This window comes from Affinirhizobium straminoryzae (genome assembly GCF_007004135.1).
Lineage (GTDB): Bacteria > Pseudomonadota > Alphaproteobacteria > Rhizobiales > Rhizobiaceae > Neorhizobium > Neorhizobium straminoryzae.
In genome coordinates, this window is the sequence record NZ_VJMG01000027.1 from 20454 (window position 1) to 45009 (window position 24556).

The window sequence follows — 24556 nt, forward strand, 5'->3', positions numbered from 1 at the left end:
GCGCGGCAGGGGAAAATGCCAGAGGGGATTAACGGCGGCCGAAGCGCAGGTCGTCCTCGATATCGGCCTGCTGGCCCAGCCGGATCTTGTAGACCTGATAGTTTTCCATCACCCGCTGCACGTAGTTGCGGGTTTCCGGGAAGGGAATGCGCTCGATCCAGTCCACGACCTCGTCGAGCGACTTGCCGCGCGGATCGCCATAGCGGGCGATCCATTCGGGCACGCGCTTCGGCCCGGCATTGTAGGCAATGAAGGTGAGGATGTAGGAGCCGCCAAAGCTGTCGATCTGTTCGCCGAGATAATGCGCACCGAGCGTGGCGTTGTATCCGGGGTCCGAGGTCAGCCGGGCGGGCGTGAAGGTCATGCCATGGCGGTTGGCGACCCCTTTGGCCGTGCCCGGCAGGATCTGCAGCAGGCCACGGGCATCGGCTGCGGAAACGGCCGCCGGATTGAAGGCGCTTTCCTGGCGGGCAATCGCATAGGCCAACGCCTTGCCGGAGCCCTGGATGTTGGCGCTGGCGGGAATGACGCCGACCGGGAAGGCGAGGGCGGCCACATCGATGCCGCGGCTGAAAGCGCTCTTGCCGATCTGCAGGGAGAGGGCGTGATTGCCGTTGCGCTCGGCACGGGCCGCCAGGATCGCCAGTTCGCCGGGGCTCGTCAGCTGCTCGCCCAGCGCGCGATAGAGCGCATCCGCCCGTTCCGGATGGCCGGCGGCATCCAGCCTGTCAATCGCGCGCACGGCCTCGCGGGCCTGGAAATCGCGGCGATCTTCCGACGTTGGCTGCGGATAGGCGACGTCGAGCGTCTTCCGCTTCAGGCGTGCGGCGGCCAGCTGTCCATAGAAGGTGGCGGGATAGGCGGCGGCCTTGGCGTAGAACGCGGCGGCCTTGCCGGAGCCGCCTTGCTCCGCCGCCCGGCCAAGCCAGTACCAGCCGCGCGAGGCCGACATCGGCCGCGACGAGGTGTCGATGATTCGCTGGAAATGCGTTTCGGCCGTTTCCGGATCGTTCAGCCCCCGCAGGGCATACCAGCCGGCATGAAATTCGGCATCGACGATATCTGCCGTCGCCTTGGCATTGTGGTTTGCGACCAGCCGGTAGGCATTGCGAAAATCGCCCTGATCCGCCAGGCCACGGGCAATGATGCGCCGCTCGTTCCACCATTCGGTAGCATTCACCTGTTCGGCATGGTCCTGCGGTGCGCGTGCCAGAAGGCCGGCTGCTTCGCCATAACGCTCCTGCTGCCGCAGGAATTCGATCTGGGCAAACAGGAAGGCCGGATCGCGCCCCCACCCGGCGGCCGCCTTGTCGAGCAGAGCGCCGGCCGTCTTGGCGCGGCTTGCGACCGCGCTCCAGGCGGCATAAAGCGGCGCGGCGCGCCCCAGGTCCCCGAAGCGCTTTGCCTGCGAGACCCGGTTGCGATACATCAGAAAATCCATGCGGGCGCGATGGTCCGTGCTGGTCAACAACGGCCCGAACTCCTGCAGGATGCGATCCTCGAGATCCTTGTCGAGCGTCTGGCCGGTCCAGAAGGGACGCAGCACCGATGCTGCCTGCGGCGCACGGCCGGTAGCGGCAAGCGCGCGGGCCAGAATGATGGCGCCCTGCGGCGTTTCCGGTACGGTGCGGCCAAAGGCGGCCAGAATATCCGGTGCTGGCGGATTTTCCTGGTAAAGGGCGCGCTCCGAATTGCCGCGCAGCCGGGAAAGGCCCGGCCAGCCCTGCAGGTCGCGCTGGGCCGCGGCAATCTCGGCGGAGGGGACGTCGCGCAGGCCGGATGTCACGATCGCCCAGGTCAGAAGATGCCGGTCGAGCGAGCCTTGCGGCAGGCGGTCGCGCACGGCAAGCGCGCCGGCAGCATCGTTGTCGGAGAGAAGATCGAGCCCTGCCTTCAGCGCCGCGATGGAGGTGTCGGCTTCACCGGTTCCCGGTGCGCGGGGAATGGCGCCGGTAATCTCGGGTGTCGGCATGGCGACCTGCTGCAGTTCCACCGGCCGTGGGCGCGGCACGGGTGCGCCGTCGTCCGGCAATGGTGCTGCCGATAGCACCCCGGCGCCCAGCGAAAGCCCGATACTGGCCATCACGAACGATTTCTTCATCCCACAACCCGCACCAGAAAGACTGTCATCCCAATTAGCTGGAGTGATGATTAACGGAAGCTTACCATAGTCGTGTCCTTGCACGATTTCTTTGATCACGATCCGGTGCGAAACCGGAAACAGCCTGCTTGTTTCAGTCTGTGGGCCGCTCTATGGTGCGCGTCACAGTATCAGAGAATGCGGCCGAAGCATGAAGCGGGCCGTTCGGGAGTGTTTGCATGTTCAAGGGGTCCATGCCCGCGCTGGTCACGCCGTTTACGGATGCGGGCGCGGTCGATGAGGCGGCATTTGCCGCTCATGTGGAATGGCAGATCGCAGAAGGTTCGACGGGGCTCGTCCCGGTTGGAACCACCGGGGAGTCGCCCACCCTCTCGCATGCCGAGCACAAACGCGTCATCGAAATCTGCATCGAGGTGGCCGCCGGGCGCGTGCCCGTGATTGCCGGTGCAGGCTCCAACAACACCCGCGAAGCGATCGAACTGGCCCAGCATGCCGAAAAGGCGGGCGCCGACGGTCTCCTCGTCGTCACCCCCTATTACAACAAGCCGACGCAGAAGGGCCTGATCGCTCATTTCAGCGCGATTGCCGAGGCCGTCAGCCTGCCGATCATCATCTACAACATTCCGCCGCGTTCGGTGATCGACATGTCGCCGGAAACGATGGGGGCGCTTGTGAAGGCGCACAAGAACATCGTCGGCGTGAAGGATGCGACCGGCAAGCTGGAGCGCGTCTCCGAGCAGCGCATGAGCTGCGGCAAGGAGTTCATCCAGCTGTCCGGCGAGGATGGCACCGCGCTCGGTTTCAACGCCCATGGCGGCGTCGGCTGCATTTCGGTCACCGCCAATGTCGCGCCGCGGCTCTGTGCGGAATTCCAGCAGGCGACGCTGGCCGGGGATTACGCCAGGGCGCTTGAGTACCAGGACCGCCTGATGCCGCTGCACAAGGCGATCTTCATGGAGCCCGGCGTCTGCGGCGCGAAATACGGCCTGAGCCGCGTGCGCGGCATGAACCGGGCCGCCCGTTCGCCGCTCCTCTCCACGCTGGAGCCCGCCACCGAAGCCGCCATCGATGCGGCACTGCGCCACGCCGGCCTGCTGAACTGAGCTTGATCCGGTCAGCGGGCGGCGCGTTTCGGTGCCCCCGCTTCCCTTCGGACATCGCGCACACTACATTGGGTCGGTCGAACCGTCGCCTCAGGGCGGATTGTCAACGAGAACCCTCAAAGGGCGGAGCTAACCACCTTCCATGGCACCCAAAGGCAGCCAGCGCGTCGTCAACAAGATCGTTGCGGAAAACCGCAAGGCGCGCTTCAACTATGAAATCATCGATACCTACGAAGCGGGCATGGTGCTGACCGGCACCGAGGTCAAGTCGCTGCGCGAAGGCAAGGCGAACATCGCCGAATCCTATGCCTCCGATGAAGATAACGAGATCTGGCTGATCAATTCACATCTGCCGGAATATCTGCAGGCCAACCGTTTCAATCACGAGCCGCGCCGTCGCCGCAAGCTGCTGCTGTCGAAGCGCGAGATCAACCGTCTGCGGGCTGGCATCAACCGCGAGGGCATGACGCTGGTGCCGTTGAAGATCTACTTCAACGAGAAGGGGCGGGCCAAGCTGGAACTGGCGCTCGCCAAGGGCAAGAAGCTGCATGACAAGCGCGAGTCCGAGAAGGAACGCGACTGGAATCGCCAGAAGAGCCGGCTGCTGAAGTCCGGCTGAACGGCAACGTTCGCCCATTCGCAGGCAGGAAACAGCCGCCACGCGTCCCGCGTCGCGGCTGTTTTTTCGCCAACGGATATCCTCAGCGGCCGCCCATGCCCATGGTGAACATCAGCGCCACCCGGCGCGCTTCGCTCACTCTCGCATCCTGCCGTGCGGCGCGGTCGAGAGCGTCGCAGGGCGGCAGGCCGTGATCCTCGAACCCGATGTCGCGCAGGCCGTGGGCGGTGAGATCGGCGGCATGATTGGGGCCGTGCCGGTTGCCGAACAGGCGATAGGCGATCGATGCGATCCAGCGAAGTCCGGCAAGGCCCGTGCGTCGGGTCAAGGACGCGGGGCTGGAGGAAGGGGTTTCGGCGGTCTGGTCGATCGTGCGCATGATCCTGTCCTTTCGAAGAGGCACGAGAAAAGTCGCTCCGTGGCCGGCAGGGCGGCGGAGAAACGGCGAGGGGGCTGGAGGTTGCTTGCGGGGTGAAATGGGCAGCCTTCTGCTGCGGGCGGCAAACTGTCGCAGAAGAAGCCATTCGTCCAGTGAATGTTCTGAATGCGATTGATCAGCGCAGCTGATGAACTTCTGCCGTGTTTGACGCCTGTTGAAAGCGCTGCTCATGGCGCAAAAGCCATTCCTTGCGCCACAGGCCACCGCCATAGCCCGTCAGACTGCCATCGGCGCCCATCACGCGGTGGCAGGGAATAAGGATGGCAATCTGGTTGGCGCCATTGGCGCGGGCGACGGCGCGCACGGCGCTCGGCCTGTCGAGATCGCGGGCGACAGCGGAATAGCTGCGGCTTTGTCCCGCCGGAATCTGCTGCAGCGCCCGCCACACCTCGCGCTCGAAGGGCGTGCCGTGTCCGCCGATCCGAACCGTGAAGTCCGCGGCGTGGCCGGCAAAATAGGCCGCAAGCTCCGTCTCGACCGTATCCGTCACGCCTGTCCGACCCATGATGATGCCACAGCGTCCGCGTTCCTGCAGCCGCTTGAGTTCCGTCGGCAGGGCCGGGCGATCGGCAAATTCCAGAAGGTGAAGGGCATGGTCGCAGACCACCGCCAGCATCGGCCCGATCGGCGTTTCGAGCCAGTCGGCCTTCAGCAGCCTCTGGTCCTTCAGGTGACGGGGTGCGGCACCCAGCCGCTGCGTGATGGCGTGGCGAAAGCCGCTGCCGGACTCAAAGCCCGCATCCAGCTGTGCCGCGATGACCGGTGCACCGGTGTTGAGTGTGTTTACGGCCTGGCTCAGGCGGCGCTGTCGGGCAAGCTCCAGAAAGCTCATGCCGAATCGTCGCTTGAAGGCGCGGCGCACGGTGGAGGGATCGTGGCCGAGGGCAATCAGATGCTGTTCGCTCCAGCGCCGGTCGGGTTCTGCGTCGAGGGCTGCCAGCAGGGTCGCGATGGTTGGGTCACCGTCGCCATAGCGCAGCATCGGCGTGCAGCGCTTGCAGGGGCGGTATCCAGCCGCCAGGCAATCGGCGATGCTCGTTTCAAAACGGCAGTTTTCGCGGCGCGGCTTGCGCGCCGCGCAGGTGAAGCGGCAGAAGATGCGAGTGGAGGTAACACAGACATAGGCAAAGCCATCATAGGCCGCGTCGCGGTCAAGAAGGGCCTGGTAAAGCGTGTCGTCGGAAGGTCGTAAGGTCAGCATGCATCGACCATACGAGGTCTTGGCTCGTTCCGGCGCCGAAAAACGGGCGTGCATTTTGATGAAGCCCGAAATGTGCAGGCAGCACCGCGAAAAGCCTCCCAACCTCTCTGCGGTGCCGCTTGCGCCTGTCTCAGGCGTCCGCCGGATCGGAAACCGGTTCCACCACGCGCTGTACGCGCTCGGACGGATCGCGACCGATCTCGGCCTTCAGTGAAATCAGATCGATGAAATGATCCGACTGGCGGCGCAGATCGTCTGCGATCATCGGCGGCTGCGTTGCCATGGTCGACACGACGGAGACCTTGCGGCCCTTGCGCTGCAAGGCTTCCACCAGCGTGGTAAAGTCGCCGTCGCCGGAGAACAGCACCAGATGGTCCACCGTTTCGGACTGTTCCATCGCATCGATGGCCAGCTCGATGTCCATGTTGCCCTTCACCTTGCGGCGGCCCATGGAATCGGTGAACTCCTTCGCCGGCTTGGTCACGACCTTGTAGCCGTTGTAGTCCAGCCAGTCGATCAGCGGGCGGATCGACGAATATTCCTGATCCTCGATCAGCGCGGTATAATAATAGGCGCGCAGGAGGTAGCCGCGCTTCTGAAAGGCCTTCAGAAGCTTGCGGTAGTCGATGTCGAAGCCGAGGCTCTTGGAGGCGGCGTAGAGATTGGCGCCGTCGATAAAAAGGGCAATTTTTTCGCGTGGATCAAACATTGTTTCCTCCATCCATTCTGAAAATATTTCGCTTTCCCGGTTTCCTCCCTTCCCGGGAACCCCGCTTGCGTCTGCAGCGGGCTGTGGTATTTTATCATATATTCATATTGAAAGTATTTAATGCACGATTGATTCAACTCCAAGCGGTTTGACGGCGTTTTCCCTAGGGAATTGGTCGCATATGGGGCCCTCGGCAAGGCCGGGTGAGGAAAAACTTGAATTCCCGCCCCTTTGCCTGTATCGGGCGTTCTAATCCTCGAAATACCGATCGTAAAGGACAGGCAATGGCCCGTGTCACAGTAGAAGATTGCATCGACAAAGTCGATAACCGTTTCGAGCTGGTCCTGCTTGCCAGCCATCGCGCCCGCCAGATTTCCCAGGGTGCTGCGATCACGGTTGATCGCGACAACGACAAGAATCCCGTCGTTGCCCTGCGCGAGATCGCCGACGAGACGCTCTCGCCCGACGATCTGAAGGAAGACCTGATCCACTCGCTGCAGAAGCATGTGGAAGTGGACGAGCCGGAGCCCGATCCCTCGACCCTCATTGCCGCCAATGCCGGTGCGGCTGCCAGCGCCGAAAAGGTTCTGGACGAGGACGATCTGCCGGAAACCCTTACTTTCGACCAGATGTCGGAAGAGGAACTGCTGGCTGGTATCGAAGGTCTGGTGCCGCCGGAAAAGAGCGACGACTACTGACGATTACCAATCGTCAAGGATCTCGCCTTAAGGGCCTTGTGTCTTGCATATCGGCAGCGTCAATCTCCGGGTTGGCGCTCCTTTTCTTTTTCTGGGTGTTGGAAGGGTCTTCGGAAGCATGATGCGGCAATACGAGCTCGTCGAGCGGGTTCAGAAGTACAAGCCCGACGCGAATGAAGCTCTCCTCAACAAGGCCTATGTCTATGCCATGCAGAAGCATGGCAAGCAGAAGCGCGCCAGCGGCGACCCCTACATTTCCCACCCGCTGGAAGTTGCCGCCATCCTCACCGAAATGCATCTCGACGAGTCCACCATCGCAGTCGCCCTGCTGCACGACACGATCGAGGATACCACCGCCACCCGCGCCGAGATCGACGAACTGTTCGGCGAGGATATCGGTCGCCTCGTCGAGGGGCTGACCAAGCTCAAGCGTCTCGACCTTGTCTCGAAGAAGGCCAAGCAGGCGGAAAACCTGCGCAAGCTGCTGCTGGCCATTTCCGACGACGTGCGCGTGCTGCTCGTGAAGCTCGCCGACCGCCTGCACAACATGCGCACGCTTGAGCATATGCGCGACGACAAGCGGGCCCGCATTTCCGAAGAGACCATGGAAATCTATGCGCCGCTTGCCGGCCGCATGGGCATGCAGGACATGCGTGAGGAACTGGAGGACCTGTCCTTCCGATACATGAATCCGGAGGCTTACGAGACCGTCACCAAGCGGCTGGCGGAGCTTTCGGCGCGCAACGAGAACCTCATCACCAAGATCGAGGATGAACTGCGCGATCTCCTGATCGCCAACGGCCTGCAGAATGCCGCCGTCAAGGGCCGGCAGAAGAAGCCCTATTCCGTCTTCCGCAAGATGCAGTCGAAGTCGCTGTCCTTCGAGCAGTTGTCCGATGTCTACGGCTTCCGGCTGATCGTCGACGATATTCCCGCCTGCTACCGGGCGCTTGGCATCGTCCATACGCGCTGGCGCGTGGTGCCCGGTCGCTTCAAGGATTATATCTCGACGCCAAAGCAGAACGATTACCGTTCGATCCACACAACGATCGTCGGTCCGTCGCGCCAGCGCATCGAACTGCAGATCCGCACGCGGCGCATGCACGAGATCGCCGAATACGGCATTGCCGCCCACAGTCTCTACAAGGACGGCGAGACCGGGGAGGGCGGCGAGCTTCTGTCGAAGGAAAGCAATGCCTATTCCTGGCTGCGCCATACCATCGAGGCGCTGGCCGAGGGTGACAGCCCCGAAGAATTCCTCGAGCACACCAAGCTCGAACTCTTCCAGGACCAGGTGTTCTGCTTCACGCCGAAGGGCAAGCTGATCGCGCTGCCGCGCGGTGCCACTCCCATCGATTTTGCCTATGCCGTCCACACCAATATCGGTGACACCACGGTTGGCGCCAAGATCAACGGGCGGATCATGCCGCTCGTCACCCGGCTCAGCAATGGCGACGAGGTGGAGATCATCCGCTCCGGCGTACAGGTCCCGCCGGCGGCCTGGGAAGAGATCGTCGTTACCGGCAAGGCGCGCGCTGCCATCCGCCGCGCCACCCGCATGGCGATCCGCAAGCAGTATGCCGGCCTTGGCCATCGCATTCTGGAACGCACCTTCGAGCGGGCCGGCAAGGAGTTTTCCCGCGATATCCTGAAGCCGGCGCTGTTCCGCCTTGGCCAGAAGGAGGTCGAGGATGCGATCGCCGCCGTCGGACGCGGCGAACTGTCCTCGCTCGACGTGCTGAAGGCCGTCTTCCCGGATTTCAAGGACGAGCGCACCACCATCAAGCCGGCCGCCGACCAGGGCTGGTTCAACATGCCGACCGCCTCCGGCATGATGTTCCGTCTGCCGGGCGGCGAAAAGGCGGCGGCAAAACCGGCGGGAGAGGCGGGCGGACCCGAGCCCCTGCCGATCCGCGGTCTTGCCAGCAATCTGGAAGTCCGCTTCTCCCCCTCCGGCGCCGTGCCGGGTGACCGTATCGTCGGCATCATGGAAGAGGGCACGGGCATCACCATCTATCCGATCCAGGCGTCTGCCCTGCAGAAGTTCGATGACCAGCCGGAACGCTGGATCGACGTGCGCTGGGATCTGGACGAGGCGAACAAGTCCCGCTTTGCCGCAAGGCTGGTGATCAATGCGCTGAACGAGCCGGGAACGCTCGCCAAGGTCGCCCAGACGATCGCGCGCCTCGATATCAACATCCGCGTCTTGACCATGGGTCGCGTCGCCACAGATTTCTCCGAACTCCAGCTGGAGGTGGAGGTCTGGGATCTCAGGCAGTTGAACCAGCTCCTCGCCCAGTTGAAGGAGCTGGACTGCATTTCCACGGTCAGGCGCCTCTACGATTGAACATTTGTTAAGCATGGCATCGGGAAGAGTCCTGGTGCCATGCATCCAATGCATGGCTGACAGCGGAAGGCTGCGTTGGTGCCGAAGCGTTGCATGAACTATATCTTGTGCATCGCAACATTAGGAGGCAAACATGTTCAAGCCGCTTCGTACTTTCGCCCGCGCCCTTCGCGCTCCGACCCTTCAGGAACGGGAAATGGCCTATCTGAATGAATCGCATGATGCCATCGAACTGGAATACCGCATGCGCCAGGTTGATCGCGGTCTGTTCCGCAAGGTCATCTGATCGGGGCGACCGAGACGCCCCGGGCGTCCATGCATCGGAAGGCCGGTAGATGGCCATGACGGTGTTGCATCGCCTGTTCTTTGCACGACATGCTCGACCCGCCGGACGGCGCGGGCTGAGACACAGGAGACGCAGAAGCCCCTTGCGTTCCCTGCGCTACATGAGGGCAAGGGCCGTGAGGCTGACCGGTTCGCCGCATGCGGTGGCGATCGGTTTCGCCGTCGGGGTGATGTCTGCCTGGACGCCCTTTTTCGGTTTTCACATCGCCATTGCGCTTGCTGCCGCCTTTCTGTTGCGCGGCAGCCTTGTCGCCGCGACGCTTGGGACTGCCTTCAGCAATCCGCTGACCATTCCGCTCATCCTGCCGCTGACCTGGCAGATCGGCCATCGCATGCTGGACCGCGCGCCCGATTCCGGCGCCACGGCCGCAGCCCTGGTGCGACAGCTGGAAGGCCTGCATGTGACCGAACTCTGGCATCCGCTGTTCGAGCCCCTGACGCTCGGTGCTCTTCCTCCCGCAATCGTGAGCGGTCTCTGCTGTTATCTCGCCACGTTTGTCGGCATCAGGAAGTATCGCGCCGCGCGAGCCGTAAGGTTTGCGGCGCGTCGTGCCGCCGCAAGGCCGGTCGACAAGGGCAGTCGTGTCTGACACAGATTGGGTCAGCCAACGAAGAGGAACGGCATGATCATCGGCATGGGCAGCGACCTGATCGATATCCGGCGGGTCGAGAAATCGATAGAGCGCTTCGGCGAGCGGTTCACGCATCGCTGTTTCACCGAGACCGAGCGGCGCAAATCCGACGGGCGCAAGATGCGCGCTGCCTCCTATGCCAAGCGCTTCGCCGCCAAGGAGGCCTGTTCGAAGGCGCTCGGCACGGGGCTGGCACAGGGCGTATTCTGGAAGGACATGGGCGTCGTCAACCTGCCGGGCGGCAAGCCCACCATGGTCTTGACCGGCGGCGCGGGCGAGCGGCTGAAGGCCCTGATGCCGGCGGGTCATGAAGCCGTCATTCACCTCACCATCACCGACGAATTCCCCTATGCGCAGGCCTTCGTGGTCATCGAGGCGCGGCCGCTCTGACCGGCGGGCGCCGGCCAAGGCCATTGCCGAGGTCCGGGGAAGAGTTTAGAGAAGCGCAAAACGCGGAAAACGAAAGACGTGCACGTGTCCGAACAAGTCGACAAGAAGCCGAACGCCCTCTGGGAAAACATCAAGGTCATCATTCAGGCACTGCTGCTGGCCATGGTCATCCGCACCGTGCTGTTCCAGCCCTTCACCATCCCCTCCGGCTCGATGATGCCGACCCTGCTCGTCGGCGACTACATCTTCGTCAACAAGTTCGCCTACGGCTTCTCGAAATATTCGCTGCCGCTGTCGCCGAACCTGTTTTCCGGCCGCATCCTGGAGTTTTCCGAGCCGAAGCGCGGCGACGTGATCGTCTTCCGCCTGCCGAGCGATCCGGACGTCGACTATATCAAGCGCCTGATCGGCCTGCCGGGTGACCGCGTGCAGATGATCGACGGCGTGCTGCATATCAATGGCAAGGCCGTGCCGAAGCTCGCCGATGGCAGCTTCACCTCCGATTACCGCCTCGATCCCGGCTCGGACGTTCCGGTGTTCCGCGAGACGCTGGACAATGGCAAGACCTACGACACGCTCGACCAGGTACCGAATTCCCGCGGCGACAACACGCGTGAATTCATCGTGCCCGAAGGCCACTACTTCTTCATGGGCGACAACCGCGACAATTCGCTCGATAGCCGCTTCGACGTGGGTTATGTGCCGGCAGAAAACATCGTGGGTCGCGCCAGCGTGATCTTCTTCTCGCTCGGCAACGACACGTCCTTCCGCGAAATCTGGAAGTGGCCCGCCAACATGCGCTGGGACCGCCTGTTCAAGGTGGTCGACTGATGAAGGCCGCAACGCTATCCGCAGACGAGCGCGCCCGGTTGGAAACCGTGATCGGGCATGTCTTCTCGGACAAGCAGTGGCTCGACCGGGCGCTGACCCATGCCAGCACGGGCAGCGCCAAGAACGCCAATTACGAGCGCCTGGAATTTCTGGGCGATCGCGTGCTCGGGCTCTGCGTCGCCGAACTTCTGTTCAAGACCTTCCGCAATGCGACGGAAGGTGAGCTTTCGGTCCGGCTGAACCAGTTGGTGAGCGCCGAAAGCTGTGCCGGCATTGCCGACGAACTCGGCATCCACGAGTTCATCCGCACCGGCGCCGACGTGAAGAAACTGACCGGCAAGCGCATGATGAACGTGCGCGCCGACGTGGTGGAAAGCCTGATCGCCGCACTTTATCTCGATGGCGGGCTGGAGGTTGCGCGTCGCTTCATCCTGCGCCACTGGGAAAAGCGTGCTATACATGCCGATGCGGCCCGCCGGGACGCCAAGACCGAGTTGCAGGAATGGTCGCACGCCCGGTTCGGCACCACGCCGGTCTACCGGGTGGATGACCGTTCCGGCCCCGATCACGACCCGCGCTTCACCGTGACGGTGGAGGTGGAGGGCGTGGCCCCGGAAACCGGCGTTGACCGGTCCAAGCGCGCTGCCGAGCAGGTGGCCGCGACGAAACTGCTTGAACGTGAGGGCGTCTGGCCGAAGCCTGCCGCCAATTGAAGGACCTTTATGACCGAAGACGACAACATGGCCGGCTCGCCTGAAGACGCGGCAATCTCCACGCGATCCGGCTTCGTGGCCCTGATCGGCGCGACCAATGCCGGAAAATCGACGCTGGTGAACCGCCTGGTGGGTGCCAAGGTGTCGATCGTCAGCCACAAGGTGCAGACGACGCGCGCCATCGTGCGCGGCATCGCGATCCACGACAACGCGCAGATCGTGTTCATGGATACGCCCGGCATCTTCAAGCCGCGCCGCAGGCTCGATCGTGCCATGGTCACCTCCGCCTGGGGCGGCGCCAAGGATGCCGACCTGATCATGCTTCTGATCGACAGCGAACGCGGCATTCGCGGCGACGCGGAAGCGATCCTGGAGGGCCTGAAGGAGGTCCACCAGCCGAAGATCCTGGTCTTGAACAAGATCGACCGGGTAAAGCCGGAGGATCTGTTGAAGCTTGCCGCCGCGGCCAACGAGGCCGTGCGGTTCGAGCGTACCTTCATGATTTCGGCGACGACAGGATCCGGCTGCAAGGATCTGCTCGATTATCTGGCCGCCGAACTGCCGGAAGGTCCCTGGTACTACCCGGAGGACCAGATTTCCGACCTGCCGATGCGTCAGCTGGCCGCCGAAATTACCCGTGAAAAGCTGTTTCTGCGCCTGCATCAGGAGCTTCCCTATTCCTCCCATGTCGAGACGGAGAAGTGGGAAGAGCGCAAGGATGGCTCCGTGCGCATCGAACAGGTGATCTATGTGGAGCGCGACAGCCAGAAGAAGATCGCGCTCGGCAAGGGCGGCGAGGCGATCAAGGCGATTTCCACTGCCTCACGCAAGGAACTCTCGGAAATCCTCGAACAGCCCGTGCACCTCTTCCTGTTCGTGAAGGTGCGCGAGAACTGGGGCGACGATCCCGAACGGTTCCGCGAAATGGGCCTGGAATTCCCGAAGGGCTGAAGCCCGGCCTTTGTCGGCCGGGCAGCGGCCCGCGCGCTATTTCTGGCGTGCGAGCAGCGCCTTCATTTCCTCGAAGCGGCGGCGATGCTCCGGTTTCTCCTCGCTCGCGGAATAGCAGGTGTCGGATACACAGAAGCGCGTCAGGCCGAATGGGGCGGTGGCGCGTTCGAAGCTGCATTCGATCTGGTCCGTGAAGTCCGTTGCCTCCGGCTTGTCGCGCGTGGAATAGGTCAGTCGGGCGCCGGGCGGGTCCAGTTCCGGGAAGGACTGCACCATCCCGGTCTTCAGCGCGGGTGTCAGCAGGAAGTTCTTGGCCACGGTGATGCAGGCCTGTTCCAGTTCCGGTGACTGGGCGGCGGCGGGGGCCGCGGTGAGGCTCGTGACGGGAATGGTGATAAGGGCGGTAGCGAGGAGGACGTGTCGCATGGCATCTCCGGAATTGATTGTGCGCCCAGCAACCCGCAAGACGTCGCTTCGGTTCCATCGTCGGAGCGGTTGGTAATGGTGTAGAAGCGGCAGGTGAAGGACTTGCACCGGCAGACCGCCCTTCTCGCTGGTCCATGCATCGTTTTTCGCAAGTCCGGTACGGGCGTGCCGGCTTCAATGGGCAGACAGGACGACGACCCGCATGCAATGGCAGGATGAAGGCATCATCATCGGGGTGCGGCGTCACGGCGAAACGAGCGTGGTGGCCGAACTGATGACGCGCCAGCGCGGCCGCCATATGGGCATGGTGCGCGGCGGTCGCTCGCGCAGCATGCAGCCGCTGCTGCAGGCCGGCAATCGCGTCGATGCCGTCTGGCGCGCTCGCCTTGATGAGCATCTCGGCGATTTCCGGCTGGAGCCCCTGCATCTCCGCGCGGCACGGCTGATGGAAAACGCCACCTCCGTCTACGGCGTGCAGGCCATGGGCGCCCTGCTGCGGCTACTTCCCGAGCGCGATCCGCATCCGCATCTGTTCGAAGCGCTGGACGTGATCCTCGACCATATGGACGATCCGGCCGGCGCCGGCGAACTCTTCGTGCGCTTCGAGCTTGCGGTGCTGAACGATTTGGGCTTCGGGCTCGATCTCACCGCCTGTGCGGCGACCGGCACTTCGGAGGATCTCGTCTATGTCTCGCCGAAAAGCGGGCGGGCGGTCTGCCGCACGGCCGGCGCTCCCTATGCCGACCGTCTGCTCACGCTGCCAGCCTTTCTGGTCGCGCCAAGTTCGCAACGACTCGACCGCCATGCGCTGGCCTCGGCCTTCCGTCTCAGCGGCTTCTTCCTCCATCGCCATGTCTATGAGCCGCGCGGCATCAGCGAAAATGCCGCACGCGATGGTTTCATCACGGCCGCCCTGAAGGCGCTGGACCGGCTGGAAGCCTCCCGAGATGGCGGGCAGGGGGCGTCGTAGCAGACGTCCTCAGGCTGCGAGGGCGCGCTCGACCGGGCGTTCCCGGATCGGCCAGTGAACGATCGCGGCAAACAGGCCAAGTGCGACACCCAGCCACCAGACCGGACCATAGGTGCCGAAATGGTCATAGAGGTAGCCGCCCAGCCACACGCCGAGAAAAGAGCCGATCTGGTGCGAGAGGAACACCACCCCGCCCAGCATGCCGAGATGGCGCGTGCCGAACATGATCGCGACCAGCGCATTGGTGGGCGGCACGGTGGAGAGCCACAAGAGACCCATCACCACCGCAAAGAGAATGACGGAGGTCGGGGTCTGCGGAAACAGCAGGAAGGCCGTGACGGCGATCGAGCGGCCGACATAGATCAGGGCGAGAAAGTAGGGCTTGGAATAGCGCTGGGCGATGACGCCGGCGGCCAGCGAGCCAAGGATGTTGAAGAAGCCGATACAGGCCATGGCGATCACCGCATAGCGCGCATCGATGCCGATATCGCCGAGATAGGCCGGGAAGTGCGCGGTGATGAAGGCCACCTGGAAGCCGCACACGAAGAAGCCGCTGGTCAGCAGCAGATAGCTTCTGTGGCCGAGCGCTTCGCGCAGCGCCGCGCCCGCGCTCTGCTGGAACTGCCCCTGCGACTGGCTGCCGGAGGAGGCATTGCCGCGCAAGGGAAGGGCCAGCAGCGGCACCGCCAGCATCATGGCGCCCATGATGGTCAGGCTGTCGGACCAGCCATAGAGGGTGATCAGCGTCTGGCTGACCGGCGCAAACAGGAACATGCCGGCCGAACCTGCTGCGGTACCGATGCCAAACGCCATGGAGCGCTGCTGCGGCGTGACATGCCGGGCAAAGGCCGAGAGCACGACGCTGAACGAACCCGCGCCGACCGCCATGCCGGTCAGAAGGCCACCTCCCACATGCAGCCACAGCGGCGCTGCGGCATGCGCCATCACGAAGAGGCCGAGCGCATAGAGGAGGCCGGACAGCACCAGCACGCGGCCGGTGCCATGCTTGTCGGCCAGCGCACCGAAGAAAGGCTGGCTGAGACCCCAGAACAGGTTCTGCAGCGCCATGGCAAGTCCGAATGTCGAGCGCTCCCAGCCGGTATCCATCAGCATCGGCAGCAGGAAGAACCCCATGGCCGAGCGCGGCCCGAAGACCAGCAGCACGATCATGGAGCCGCTGGCAATGATCAGCCACGGCATGGGTGGTGCGGTCTTCGCGGACATGATGGCCTCCCTCGTCTGTTCGAACGAGAATAAACCAGCACTTTCGCAAGCCAAGCGTGTTTTGCTGTTCTATCGATGAGGGAAATTGATGAATGTTTATTCTATTGCCCGCGACGGAGCCGTTCGTCTCCGCCGCGTTCACTCAAGAGCGGGTGAGCGCTATCGGAACAGCGACAGGATGTTCTGTTGTGAATTGTTGGCGATGGAGAGTGCCTGGGTGGCCAGCTGCTGCTGGGTGGTCAGCGCCTTGAGCCGGGTCGCCTCCTCGTCCATGTCGGCATCGACAAGCGTGCTGATGCCGCCCTTCATCCAGTCGCGCAGTTTCGACACGTAATCGAGCTGCAGGTCGACGCGTGACTGCACCGAACCGATATTGGCGCCGGCATCGGCCATCATCTGCAGCATGTCGTCCACGACCGAAATCATGTCGTCCAGCTGGCTGTCGGTGGTGTTCTTGCCAATGCCGATTTCAATCGCCGAGGCGCTGGTGTTGCTCTGATTGGCGATCAGCACATAGTTGTTTGCGGCGCCCACATTGGTGGCGAACTGCGTGCTGGTGAAGATGCCGGCGCCGCCATTGGTGCTGGTTGAGCGGTTGTCGACCAGCGCCGTCACCGTGCCGTCGCTGGAGACGAGGTCGAGGGTGATCGTTTCCATGAAGACGCTGCGATCGATGTTGCGGTAGAAAGAGGCGGCCACCTTGGCCGTTGTATCGCTGCCGTCGCTGATCTTCAGCCAGTTGACGCCGTTGAAGCTCGCAGCATCGGTGATGGAGACGAGCTGCTGCTTCAGCTGCGTGATTTCCTTGTTCACCTTCTCCTTGTCGACGCCCGGCTGGCGCGCGGCGATCAGCTTGGACTTTATCTCGTCCACCACGTCGATCGAGGAATCGAGACCGGCATAGGCGGTGTCGGCGGTGGCCGCTCCAAGATTCATGGCATCCTGCACGGCAGAGAGTGCCTTGTCGTCGGATCGCATCGTCGTTGCGATCGACCAGTAGGCGGCATTCTGCGAGGACTGTCCCACCCGCAACCCGCTCGCCATGCGCTCCTGGGTCACTTCCAGATGCGTGGTGACATCGCGCAGGGTCTTCAGGGCCACCATGGCGCCTGTGTTCGTGATGATACTCGTCATACCAAAACTCTACTGTACAAACACTCGAACGGATGCGGCGTTGCGGAAGGTAAGCGTATGGTTAATGTTTCCATAACGCCGCTATGACGTTATTGATACATAAGTAACCTTAATGCTCACTTAAGTGGGCTCCGCAAGTTTTACGTATTTCCGATAGGGGTCTGCACTCGCCGACGGGCGCCGGCAACCGGAGCAGGGGGTGTCAGGCCTGACCGTTTGCCGCCCGTGCGCGGGCAAGGCGGCTTTCGCGCCAGATGGTGAAGAAGCCGGCGCCGATGACGAGAAGGGCTCCCAGCAGCATGTTGGCGGTCAGCACCTCGCCATAGATCAGAACGCCGAGCAGGCAGACGAGAACCACCTGGACATAGCCGATCTGCTGCACGGTCACGGCATCGACAAGGTCATAGGCACGGATGAGAAGGTAGTGCCCGCTCATGCCGGTGCAGCAAAGCGCGGCCATCCAGATCCAGTCCACCGGCGCCATGCTCGTCCAGTAGAAGGGACCGATGAGGGTGATTGCCACGGCGCCGGCAATGCCGGTGTAGAAGAAGCTGGTGGTGGAGGAATCCACCCGGCCGGCAAGGCGTGTCGTGATAGCGTAAAGAGCGAAGATCGAGGATCCGGCAATCGGCAGCAGCAGTTCCAGCTTCAGCGAGGCCGTCGTCGGGTTGATGATCATCAGCACGCCGAACAGGCCGACGCAGATCGCCGTCCAGCGTCGCCAGCCCACCTTTTCGCCGAGCAGCGGCACGGACATGGCCGCAACGAACAGCGGCGTGGCGGCAAAGATTGACTGGGTGTGCGACAGGCCGACCAGCGCGAAGGAATAGACGGCAACGACGATCTGGATCACGAGGATCACGCCGCGAAAGATCTGCAGCAGCGGCTGGCTGGTGCGCGCTGCCCCGAGAATGCCACCGCTGCTCCTTGCCGTCAGCGCCAGCACGAACAGGGCAAAGGCCCAGAAGCGGATCATCGTCACGAAGATCGGCGGATAGAGCGTGCCGAGATGCTTCGAGATCACGTCCTGCCCGGCAAAGATGGTGACGGCCGACAGGGCAAAGACGAGGCCGCGGGTTTTTCCGGCGCTTTTTCCGGTCATGGACATCTCGGACAGGCTGCTCCGCCGGCAGAAGGGCGGTCAAGGAAAGGAAAAGCGTCCCGCAGGGCAAACGGCTGCGAGGCGCCCGATATCAGCGGCGCTTGATCGACCAGGGGGCCCGCTCGCCCAGCACGCGGACGGGATCTCCGAGCGTCAGCGCGCCGGCGCCGACCGGCACGGCATTCCAGCCGAACAGAGGGCCGGGGACGCGCCGGTCCGCCGACATGCGGATGCGCCCCATGGCCGGCATCGGATTGGCGCCCTCGCGCGAGCCGGTCTGCTGGTCCTGCGTCGTCATGATGCAGCGGGCACAGGGTTTCACCAGACGAAGCTCGACATCGCCGACCATGATCGCCGTCCAGCCATCCTCGGCCCAGGCCACGTCATGCTCCAGCACGATGTTGGGCCGGAAGCGCTCCATGCCGACGGGTGCTTCGCCATGGGCTGCCATATCCGCATTCAGCGCCGCCAGCGAGCCGGTGGTGGTGACCAGAACCTGATAGCCGTCGCCAAAGGCAACGGGCGAATCGGGGCCGGCCCATTCGGCACTCGCCATCCGACGCGCCTGCGCATCGAAATGCACGAGACGCACGGGGCGGCCGAGCCAGGCGGAGAGGGTGGCATTGGCCGCATCCTCCGCCACGGCGGCGCTGACGGTGGATTTCCAGACCACCACATCGCTGCGGCGCTGCGGATCGGGGACGCTGATCGCGAGGTCTTGCCCGTCCATGGCGATCGACAGGCCGTCATCGGTCGGCAGCACGGAAAGGCGAGCCAGCGCCGGCAGTTCGCGCTGGGTGATGAACTGCCCCTCCGGATCGGTCAGCATCCAGCGCCGGTCGCCGGCAAGGCCCATGGCATCGATCGGGCTTTCGGCCAGCGCAATGCCGCGCGCGCTTTTCATCGGATAGATGGAGAGGGCCGCAAGGCGCATGAAAATACCTCAGAGTTCGTCGAAGAAGAGATCGCGAAAATCGCTCAGCCGCTGGTGACGGTCTGCCGCCAGCCGCCGGCCCGACGCCGTCTGGAAACCGTCGGCAAGCTTCAGCAGCTTCAGGGCAAAGTGATCGATGGCATAGGCCCTGTCGTCAAGGTCACGGGCATGGCCTTGCGGATCGCCGAGGTGATAAAGTTTCGACCCCATGCGGGCGGCGGTGTAGAAGGTGCGGGCAATGCCGATCGCCCCAAGCGAATCCAGCCGGTCGGCATCCTGCAGGATCTTCGCCTCCAGCGTCTGCGGTTGAAGATTGGCGGAAAAGCTGTGGGTCAGGATGGCATGCGCCACCGCCTCCACCTTGGCCGCGTCCCAGCCGAGTGTCGTCAGCAGGCCGGCGGCCTTGTCCGCGGCAAGGCGGGAGGAGTGGGCCCGGTCCGGATGGTTCTTCGGCAGCGAGACGCAGTCATGCAGCAGCACGGCGGCGGCCAGCACCTCGGCATCGCCGCCTTCCTCGGAAGCGATCTTCTGCGCATTGTGGAAGACGCGCAAGAGATGGGCAATGTCGTGGGCGCCGTCATCGCCCTCGACAGCATGCGGCAGAAGCGTTTCGGCAAGCGCCGCAAAGGGGGCAAAGGCGGCGCTCAAGGGGTCGTCGGTCACGATGGGTCTCCGGCAGGCGGGGCGGGTTGTCCCCCGGGGGAACGCGCGAGAATGCGCTGGTAGAACAGGCCGATTCCGATCAGCACGGCGCCGAGCCCGATGAAGGAGAGGGCGCGCAGAATGCCTTCCAGGTTTGCCATATCGATCAGGAACACCTTGCAGACCGCCATCAGCACCAGTCCCGCCGAGGCGAGACGCAGCCTGCGTGCATCGAGTCGGGAGCCGAGCGCAAGCAGGCCGACGCCGATGATCAGCCAGACCACGGAATAGGTGTAGGTTTCGCCGGCCGTGAAGCCTTTCCACAGGCCCATATGCTGGCCCTGCCAGAACCAGCGTACCGACAGTGTCGCCCATGCAAAGCCGAGCACTGCCGCGGTCAGCGAGAGCAATGCGACGTAGGCCTGGGGCCGCTTGCCCCGCGCATGAAGTGCAAGGCCGGCATAGGCGGCCGCCGGCAGCAGGTAGCCTGGCAGCAGCAGGTTGACCACCGGCCATGTGCCCGCATCCTCGTTGGTGAGGGCCGGGTTGAGGGCGACGAGATGGACGAACAGGGCGTTCAGCGCCGCCAGCACGCCCGCCAGCATGCTGCCATAACGGAAGCTGCGGCTGGGGCTCTTCAGGTCCAGCGTCATCAGGATGCCGGAAAGGCCGATCAGGAGCAGGGTGTAGAGCGACTGTTCGCCAAGCGTGGGTACCCGCGCATCGAGCGTGCCGCCGGTCATGGCATGGCGCACCAGAATGGATGCCGTCAGCAGGCCGGCCAGGGCCGCCAGCCCCTGCAGGACATTCAGCGCGCGCCGGCCCGGCCAGTGGCGAAGCCACCAGGCCGAGGCCGCCAGAAGGGCGGCGGGAATGCCATAGCCGGCGAGCAGCGCATTGAAGACGGGCGTCGTGCCGAGCCGGTCGGGGCCGACCACGGTCGGCTCCCAGGCGATCCGGGCGCCGATCACCACGGCGGCTGCCACCATGGCCCAGGGCAGACCGCGCCAGGGGCGATGACGGGTGAGGAGCACGAAGAGGAATCCGAGTCCTGCCACCGACAGCGTGGTGGTGAGCCCGCGGGTCAGGGCATGCAGCGCGAAGGTCAGCGCGGCGAAGGCGCCGAGCACCAGCAGATCGCGCGCCAGCGGCGGTCGCGCCATCATGCGGGATGTCCGCTCGGCGGACCAGAGCAGCGCCGCACCGAGTGCCAGCCCGTAAAGGCCGTAGAGCCCGTCGCCGCCCAGCCGGCCATGCGTGAAGAAGGTGACGGTGGCCAGCGTCACCGGCACGGCTGCGGCAAGCAGCGCCCAGAGGGCCGCAAGATCCGGATCCCGCTCGCCCTGCCGCCGGATGAAGAGGACGCCGCACAACGTGAAGATGGCGCCAAGGACGAGCGCTCCGGGCACCGTCGGCCCGATCGCGGCGAGAAGGGGTGTCGGGACGCCGAGTTCCGGGAGCGGGATTGTGGCCGCATCGGTCAGCGCGACGAGGCCTGTGCCGGTCACCGCAATCAGAGCCGCAAACAGGGCGGGCAGGGCACCCGCCCGGCGGCCCGCACCCAGCCCGGCCAGCGCGCCGGCCACCGCCACCAGCATCAGAACCGGATGCGCGGTCGAGGGGCCGGTGCTGCCCGTCAGTGTCAGCAGGCCGAGGAACACCGACAGGCCGGCCGAGAGCAGGATGCCGGCTGGCGGACGGGCAAGCAGGCGCCCGACGCGTCGCCAGGGATCGCGTGTGCCCTCGCCCTCGGCTGCATCGGTGTCGAGCAGGCGTCCCGGCCACAGAAAAGCGGTGCCGGCGACCAGCACCAGCAGCGCAAGGCCCGGCGGTACGGGGTCAAGCACATCCGTATTCAGCACATAGGCGATCACCCAGCCGGTGAGGCCGAGATTGGAAAGAACCGGCAGCCGGTGCCAGCGACGCAACCGCGCCGCCCCGGTCGACGCCAGCCAGACGAGGGCCAGAAAGCCGAAAAGGAAATCGATACGGGGCGCCTCGGAGGAGACGAGCGCCGGGGTGGCCAGCGATGCGGCAAGCCCGAGGCCGGCCAGCGCCTGTCCATGCAGCAGCGACAGCGCAAGCGTGCCGAGCGAGACGAGCGCCAGCAGCGCAAAGGCCGTGGTTTCCCCGATGAAGCCATAGAGACCATAGGCGGTGTAGACGGTGGCGATCAGTGTCACACAGCCCGCAGCGGTGAGCGCGCCGGGGATCATCGCATCGTTGCGCCTGCGGGTGGCGTCCGCTGCCGTTGCCGAGGCGGGCGCAATGTGCGGCAGCACGCGGCGGCGCAGCACCTCGCCGGCGAGCCCAAGACCAAGGCCGAACAGGCTTGCCAGAACAAGCCGGGCACCGGGGCCGAGCAGCCCGGCATCGATCGAATAGCGCACCAGGAAGATGCCGCCGAGCGCCAGTGCCAGCCCGCCGACCCAGACGCTCCACCGGGCGCCGAAGCGACTTTCGAAAGTTTCCCGCGCGGCGAAGGGGGTAGGTTCTTCGCCTTCCGCTTCATCCGGTTCGCTGTGTGCGGCCCGTGCCGCCTCCTCGACAGGAGGCGTGGCCGCAGGGCCGTCGGTCTCGTTTTCGGTCTCCGCTGCCGCCTCTTTCGTCTCCAATGCCGTCTGCGGCGCAGGGGTGCCCGCCTCGGCGAGCTGGCGGGTCAGGACATCGATCCTCTGTTCCAGCAGGCGGACTCGGGCCGAGAGGCGTCGGTGCGCAATCAGCAGCACCACAGGAAGCAGCAGGAGAAAGAGTTCGATCATCGCGCACCCGACAGTGTGAAACACGCCCGTTATATTGGCTGGCATTCCGCAATGGAAAGATCGTGGTGCAGACGGGCTTGACCGGATGGTCAAAGATTTGGCATGCGGCGACCAATTTGCGCGCACAGGGATATTTTTTGAGCAATAAATGTAAATGTCTATATTGTGTGCAATTTTGGCTTGCATCGCCGCGGCGGATTGGTTTTGATGAGCCCTGTCTTATAAAATCCAGGGGGAAACCAAGACATGTTCACGCGCCGCCTTTTCACCCGGTTGACCGCCGCTGCCATCCTCTCGCTGTCGGCGGGCCTTGCCCAGCCGGTGCTCGCCGATACGCCGGTCAAGCTGACGCTCGACTGGAAGTTCGAGGGGCCGGCCGCCGGCTTCCTGCTCGCGCTCGACAAGGGCTACTTCAAGGCCGAGGGCCTCGACGTGACGATCGATACCGGCAATGGCTCGGTGGAGGCCATTCCGCGCGTGGCGACCGGCGCCTACCAGATGGGGTTTGGCGACATCAATTCGCTGATCAAGTTCCTGGATGAGGATCCGAGCCAGAAGGTGAAGGCGATCATGATGGTATACGAGCGACCGACCTTCGCGGTTGTCGGCCGCAAGTCGCTCGGCATCACCACGGATCCGAAGTCGCTCGAGGGCAAGAAGCTCGGCGCGCCGCCGCCGGATGGCGCCTTTGCCCAGTGGAAGGCTTTCAAGCAGGTCGCGAAGATCGATGACAGCAAGATCAAGATCGAATCCATCGGCTTTCCCGTGCGTGAGCCGATGCTTGCCAAGGGTGATGTCGATGCCGTCTTCGGCTTTGCCTTCTCCGTCATTCTGAACCTGAAGAAACAGGGCATCAAGGACGAGGACATCGCGACCATCCTGATGGCCGAGCATGGCCTGAACCTCTATGGCAATGCCGTGCTGGTGAACACGGATTTCGCGGCCAAGAACCCCGCTGCGGTCAAGGGCTTCGTCAAGGCGCTGGCCAAGGGCTTTGCCGATGCCGTTGCCAAGCCGGAAGAGGGCGTCGCCGCGGTGCTCAAGCGTAACGAGACGCTGGACAGTGCCATCGAACTCGAGCGCCTGAAGATGGCGAACGCCATGAACATCAAGACGCCCTATGTGGTGGAAAACGGCTTCGGCGGCGTCGACATGGCCCGTCTCGGCGCGTCCATCGACACGCTGAAGATCTCCATGGGGCTGAAGGGCGCCGTGAAGGCCGAGCAGGTGTTTGATGCCGGCTATCTGCCGCCGAAGTCCGAGCGGATGCTGCCTTAACGGTGAACCTCTCCCCAGGATGGGCTGAACCTGCGGTGCGATTGCGTGAGGCCGCGCCGTGTCACCCCTTCTCCCCGTGGGGAGAAGGGGCCCGAAGGGCGGATGAAGGGGGCCATCTCGACGTTGCGCCGCGCCGCCCCCCTCATCGTCTCGCATGCGCACGGCTTTTCCCCCGCAGGGAAAAGGGAAAGCCGCCGTTGAAGGAGAGTTTGCAGTGTCCCACCTCGTTTCCATCGATAATGTCGACATGCGTTATGGCGGCGCTTCCGGCACACTCGCGGTGTCGGGGCTGACCATGCGCGTCGACAAGGGGGAGTTCGCGGCCGTTGTCGGGCCGTCCGGCTGCGGCAAGTCCACGCTGATGAAGCTGGTCACCGGCCTGCACATTCCGCAGACGGGCGTGGTGATCGTCGGCGGCCAGCAGGTGACGAAGCCGGTCTCCATCGTCGGCATGGCCTTCCAGAATCCCACCATGCTGCCCTGGCGCACGACGCTTGAAAACATCCTGCTGCCGCTCGAAATCGTGGAGAGGCACCGCCACCGCCTGCGGGCGCACAAGCGCGAATATGTGGAGAAGGCGGAGCAGTTGCTGGAGATCGTCGGCCTTCGCGGCTTCGGCTCGAAATTCCCCTGGCAGCTCTCCGGTGGCATGCAGCAGCGCGCCAATCTCTGCCGGGCCCTGATCCACGAGCCGGAACTGCTGATGCTGGACGAGCCGTTCGGCGCGCTCGATGCCTTCACCCGCGAGGAGCTGTGGTGCGTGATCCGCGACCTGCACGCCGCCCAAGGGGTCACCATCATTCTCGTCACGCATGACCTGCGCGAGGCGGTGTTCCTCGCCGACACGATCTTTGTCATGAGCGCAAGACCCGGCCGCATCCTGAAGGAGCATCGGGTGCCCTTCGAACGGCCGCGTGATCTCGACGTCATGTATCAATCGGCGTTCAACGACATGGTGCACGCGTTGCACGGCGAAATCGCCAAGGCGAGGGTGGTGGCATGAGC

General features: G+C 64.0%; 24 protein-coding genes. 13 read left to right on the forward strand and 11 right to left on the reverse strand.

The window, feature by feature from the left end; translation table 11 throughout:
- Nucleotides 1-28: 28 nt before the first annotated feature.
- On the reverse strand, nucleotides 29-2101 hold the full coding sequence (locus tag FNA46_RS11160; protein ID WP_143125275.1) for a lytic transglycosylase domain-containing protein: 2073 nt from the start codon (nucleotides 2099-2101) through the stop codon (nucleotides 29-31).
- A gap of 218 nt (nucleotides 2102-2319) precedes the next feature.
- Here FNA46_RS11160 and dapA point away from each other — a divergent pair, with 218 nt between their 5' ends.
- Both dapA and smpB read left to right on the forward strand, forming a co-directional pair.
- Nucleotides 2320-3204: a 4-hydroxy-tetrahydrodipicolinate synthase gene (gene dapA / locus FNA46_RS11165; protein WP_143125276.1), complete on the forward strand. Its 885-nt coding sequence runs from the start codon at nucleotides 2320-2322 to the stop codon at nucleotides 3202-3204.
- Between the two features lie 142 nt (nucleotides 3205-3346).
- Entirely contained in the window at nucleotides 3347-3823 is a 477-nt protein-coding gene (gene smpB / locus FNA46_RS11170) for an SsrA-binding protein SmpB (protein WP_143125277.1), read from the forward strand.
- Nucleotides 3824-3905: 82 nt separating this feature from the next.
- Here the strand turns inward: smpB and FNA46_RS11175 are convergent, their stop codons facing one another.
- From FNA46_RS11175 to FNA46_RS11185, 3 genes are all read right to left on the reverse strand, one after another.
- Nucleotides 3906-4202, reverse strand: a complete 297-nt coding sequence (locus FNA46_RS11175) for a hypothetical protein (protein ID WP_143125278.1) — start codon at nucleotides 4200-4202, stop codon at nucleotides 3906-3908.
- A gap of 175 nt (nucleotides 4203-4377) precedes the next feature.
- Complete coding sequence (locus FNA46_RS11180; protein ID WP_143125279.1) at nucleotides 4378-5463, reverse strand: bifunctional transcriptional activator/DNA repair enzyme AdaA; 1086 nt, start codon at nucleotides 5461-5463, stop codon at nucleotides 4378-4380.
- A 130-nt stretch (nucleotides 5464-5593) separates the two neighbouring features.
- A complete protein-coding gene (locus tag FNA46_RS11185) occupies nucleotides 5594-6172 on the reverse strand; it encodes a LabA-like NYN domain-containing protein (protein ID WP_143125280.1) in 579 nt (192 codons plus the stop codon).
- Nucleotides 6173-6456: 284 nt separating this feature from the next.
- On the opposite strand from FNA46_RS11185, the gene rpoZ reads away from it, so the two are divergent.
- The 8 genes from rpoZ to era all read left to right on the forward strand — a co-directional run bounded on the left by rpoZ (nucleotide 6457) and on the right by era (nucleotide 13079).
- Entirely contained in the window at nucleotides 6457-6870 is a 414-nt protein-coding gene (rpoZ, locus tag FNA46_RS11190; protein ID WP_143125281.1) for a DNA-directed RNA polymerase subunit omega, read from the forward strand.
- 118 nt (nucleotides 6871-6988) lie between these two features.
- On the forward strand, nucleotides 6989-9217 hold the full coding sequence (locus FNA46_RS11195; RefSeq protein WP_143125282.1) for a RelA/SpoT family protein: 2229 nt from the start codon (nucleotides 6989-6991) through the stop codon (nucleotides 9215-9217).
- Between the two features lie 133 nt (nucleotides 9218-9350).
- Complete coding sequence (locus FNA46_RS11200) at nucleotides 9351-9503, forward strand: DUF3563 family protein (RefSeq protein ID WP_143125283.1); 153 nt, start codon at nucleotides 9351-9353, stop codon at nucleotides 9501-9503.
- A 142-nt stretch (nucleotides 9504-9645) separates the two neighbouring features.
- Nucleotides 9646-10152: a DUF2062 domain-containing protein gene (locus FNA46_RS11205; RefSeq protein ID WP_185969810.1), complete on the forward strand. Its 507-nt coding sequence runs from the start codon at nucleotides 9646-9648 to the stop codon at nucleotides 10150-10152.
- Nucleotides 10153-10185: 33 nt separating this feature from the next.
- Nucleotides 10186-10584, forward strand: coding sequence for a holo-ACP synthase (gene acpS / locus FNA46_RS11210; protein WP_143125285.1), 399 nt, complete (start codon nucleotides 10186-10188; stop codon nucleotides 10582-10584).
- Nucleotides 10585-10668: 84 nt separating this feature from the next.
- Complete coding sequence (lepB, locus tag FNA46_RS11215) at nucleotides 10669-11415, forward strand: signal peptidase I (protein WP_143125286.1); 747 nt, start codon at nucleotides 10669-10671, stop codon at nucleotides 11413-11415.
- Complete coding sequence (rnc, locus tag FNA46_RS11220; protein WP_143125307.1) at nucleotides 11412-12128, forward strand: ribonuclease III; 717 nt, start codon at nucleotides 11412-11414, stop codon at nucleotides 12126-12128. The genes lepB and rnc overlap by 4 nt, the downstream gene beginning before the upstream one ends.
- A 9-nt stretch (nucleotides 12129-12137) precedes the next feature.
- Complete coding sequence (gene era, locus FNA46_RS11225) at nucleotides 12138-13079, forward strand: GTPase Era (RefSeq protein ID WP_143125287.1); 942 nt, start codon at nucleotides 12138-12140, stop codon at nucleotides 13077-13079.
- Nucleotides 13080-13115: 36 nt separating this feature from the next.
- Here the strand turns inward: era and FNA46_RS11230 are convergent, their stop codons facing one another.
- Nucleotides 13116-13505, reverse strand: a complete 390-nt coding sequence (locus FNA46_RS11230; protein ID WP_143125288.1) for a hypothetical protein — start codon at nucleotides 13503-13505, stop codon at nucleotides 13116-13118.
- Nucleotides 13506-13707: 202 nt separating this feature from the next.
- Here FNA46_RS11230 and recO point away from each other — a divergent pair, with 202 nt between their 5' ends.
- Entirely contained in the window at nucleotides 13708-14475 is a 768-nt protein-coding gene (gene recO, locus FNA46_RS11235; RefSeq protein WP_143125289.1) for a DNA repair protein RecO, read from the forward strand.
- A gap of 9 nt (nucleotides 14476-14484) precedes the next feature.
- Here the strand turns inward: recO and FNA46_RS11240 are convergent, their stop codons facing one another.
- The 6 genes from FNA46_RS11240 to FNA46_RS11265 form a co-directional block, all read right to left on the reverse strand.
- Nucleotides 14485-15699, reverse strand: coding sequence for an MFS transporter (locus tag FNA46_RS11240; RefSeq protein WP_143125290.1), 1215 nt, complete (start codon nucleotides 15697-15699; stop codon nucleotides 14485-14487).
- Nucleotides 15700-15858: 159 nt separating this feature from the next.
- Nucleotides 15859-16833, reverse strand: coding sequence for a flagellin N-terminal helical domain-containing protein (locus FNA46_RS11245; protein WP_143125291.1), 975 nt, complete (start codon nucleotides 16831-16833; stop codon nucleotides 15859-15861).
- A 202-nt stretch (nucleotides 16834-17035) separates the two neighbouring features.
- Nucleotides 17036-17935, reverse strand: a complete 900-nt coding sequence (locus FNA46_RS11250; protein ID WP_143125292.1) for a DMT family transporter — start codon at nucleotides 17933-17935, stop codon at nucleotides 17036-17038.
- Between the two features lie 91 nt (nucleotides 17936-18026).
- Nucleotides 18027-18869 carry an MOSC domain-containing protein gene (locus tag FNA46_RS11255; RefSeq protein ID WP_143125293.1) on the reverse strand — a complete coding sequence of 281 codons (843 nt, stop codon included), beginning with the start codon at nucleotides 18867-18869 and terminating at the stop codon, nucleotides 18027-18029.
- Between the two features lie 9 nt (nucleotides 18870-18878).
- Complete coding sequence (locus FNA46_RS11260) at nucleotides 18879-19532, reverse strand: HD domain-containing protein (RefSeq protein ID WP_210245870.1); 654 nt, start codon at nucleotides 19530-19532, stop codon at nucleotides 18879-18881.
- Nucleotides 19529-22273 (reverse strand): DUF2339 domain-containing protein, encoded by a 2745-nt coding sequence (locus tag FNA46_RS11265; RefSeq protein WP_143125294.1) that lies wholly within the window; start codon nucleotides 22271-22273, stop codon nucleotides 19529-19531. Before FNA46_RS11265 ends, FNA46_RS11260 begins: the two co-directional genes overlap by 4 nt.
- 246 nt (nucleotides 22274-22519) lie before the next feature.
- On the opposite strand from FNA46_RS11265, the gene FNA46_RS11270 reads away from it, so the two are divergent.
- Both FNA46_RS11270 and FNA46_RS11275 read left to right on the forward strand, forming a co-directional pair.
- Nucleotides 22520-23551 (forward strand): ABC transporter substrate-binding protein, encoded by a 1032-nt coding sequence (locus tag FNA46_RS11270; RefSeq protein WP_143125295.1) that lies wholly within the window; start codon nucleotides 22520-22522, stop codon nucleotides 23549-23551.
- 214 nt (nucleotides 23552-23765) lie between these two features.
- Nucleotides 23766-24554 (forward strand): ABC transporter ATP-binding protein, encoded by a 789-nt coding sequence (locus FNA46_RS11275; protein ID WP_185969811.1) that lies wholly within the window; start codon nucleotides 23766-23768, stop codon nucleotides 24552-24554.
- Nucleotides 24555-24556 lie beyond the last annotated feature (2 nt).

Bases quoted from the DNA above. Each gene is read 5' to 3' on its own strand.
- FNA46_RS11160 (WP_143125275.1), bottom strand. From the start codon at position 2,101: ATGAAGAAATCGTTCGTGATGGCCAGTATCGGGCTTTCGCTGGGCGCC.
- dapA (WP_143125276.1), top strand. From the start codon at position 2,320: ATGTTCAAGGGGTCCATGCCCGCGCTGGTCACGCCGTTTACGGATGCG.
- smpB (WP_143125277.1), top strand. From the start codon at position 3,347: ATGGCACCCAAAGGCAGCCAGCGCGTCGTCAACAAGATCGTTGCGGAA.
- FNA46_RS11175 (WP_143125278.1), bottom strand. From the start codon at position 4,202: ATGCGCACGATCGACCAGACCGCCGAAACCCCTTCCTCCAGCCCCGCG.
- FNA46_RS11180 (WP_143125279.1), bottom strand. From the start codon at position 5,463: ATGCTGACCTTACGACCTTCCGACGACACGCTTTACCAGGCCCTTCTT.
- FNA46_RS11185 (WP_143125280.1), bottom strand. From the start codon at position 6,172: ATGTTTGATCCACGCGAAAAAATTGCCCTTTTTATCGACGGCGCCAAT.
- rpoZ (WP_143125281.1), top strand. From the start codon at position 6,457: ATGGCCCGTGTCACAGTAGAAGATTGCATCGACAAAGTCGATAACCGT.
- FNA46_RS11195 (WP_143125282.1), top strand. From the start codon at position 6,989: ATGATGCGGCAATACGAGCTCGTCGAGCGGGTTCAGAAGTACAAGCCC.
- FNA46_RS11200 (WP_143125283.1), top strand. From the start codon at position 9,351: ATGTTCAAGCCGCTTCGTACTTTCGCCCGCGCCCTTCGCGCTCCGACC.
- acpS (WP_143125285.1), top strand. From the start codon at position 10,186: ATGATCATCGGCATGGGCAGCGACCTGATCGATATCCGGCGGGTCGAG.
- era (WP_143125287.1), top strand. From the start codon at position 12,138: ATGACCGAAGACGACAACATGGCCGGCTCGCCTGAAGACGCGGCAATC.
- FNA46_RS11230 (WP_143125288.1), bottom strand. From the start codon at position 13,505: ATGCGACACGTCCTCCTCGCTACCGCCCTTATCACCATTCCCGTCACG.
- recO (WP_143125289.1), top strand. From the start codon at position 13,708: ATGCAATGGCAGGATGAAGGCATCATCATCGGGGTGCGGCGTCACGGC.
- FNA46_RS11240 (WP_143125290.1), bottom strand. From the start codon at position 15,699: ATGTCCGCGAAGACCGCACCACCCATGCCGTGGCTGATCATTGCCAGC.
- FNA46_RS11245 (WP_143125291.1), bottom strand. From the start codon at position 16,833: ATGACGAGTATCATCACGAACACAGGCGCCATGGTGGCCCTGAAGACC.
- FNA46_RS11250 (WP_143125292.1), bottom strand. From the start codon at position 17,935: ATGACCGGAAAAAGCGCCGGAAAAACCCGCGGCCTCGTCTTTGCCCTG.
- FNA46_RS11255 (WP_143125293.1), bottom strand. From the start codon at position 18,869: ATGCGCCTTGCGGCCCTCTCCATCTATCCGATGAAAAGCGCGCGCGGC.
- FNA46_RS11265 (WP_143125294.1), bottom strand. From the start codon at position 22,273: ATGATCGAACTCTTTCTCCTGCTGCTTCCTGTGGTGCTGCTGATTGCG.
- FNA46_RS11270 (WP_143125295.1), top strand. From the start codon at position 22,520: ATGTTCACGCGCCGCCTTTTCACCCGGTTGACCGCCGCTGCCATCCTC.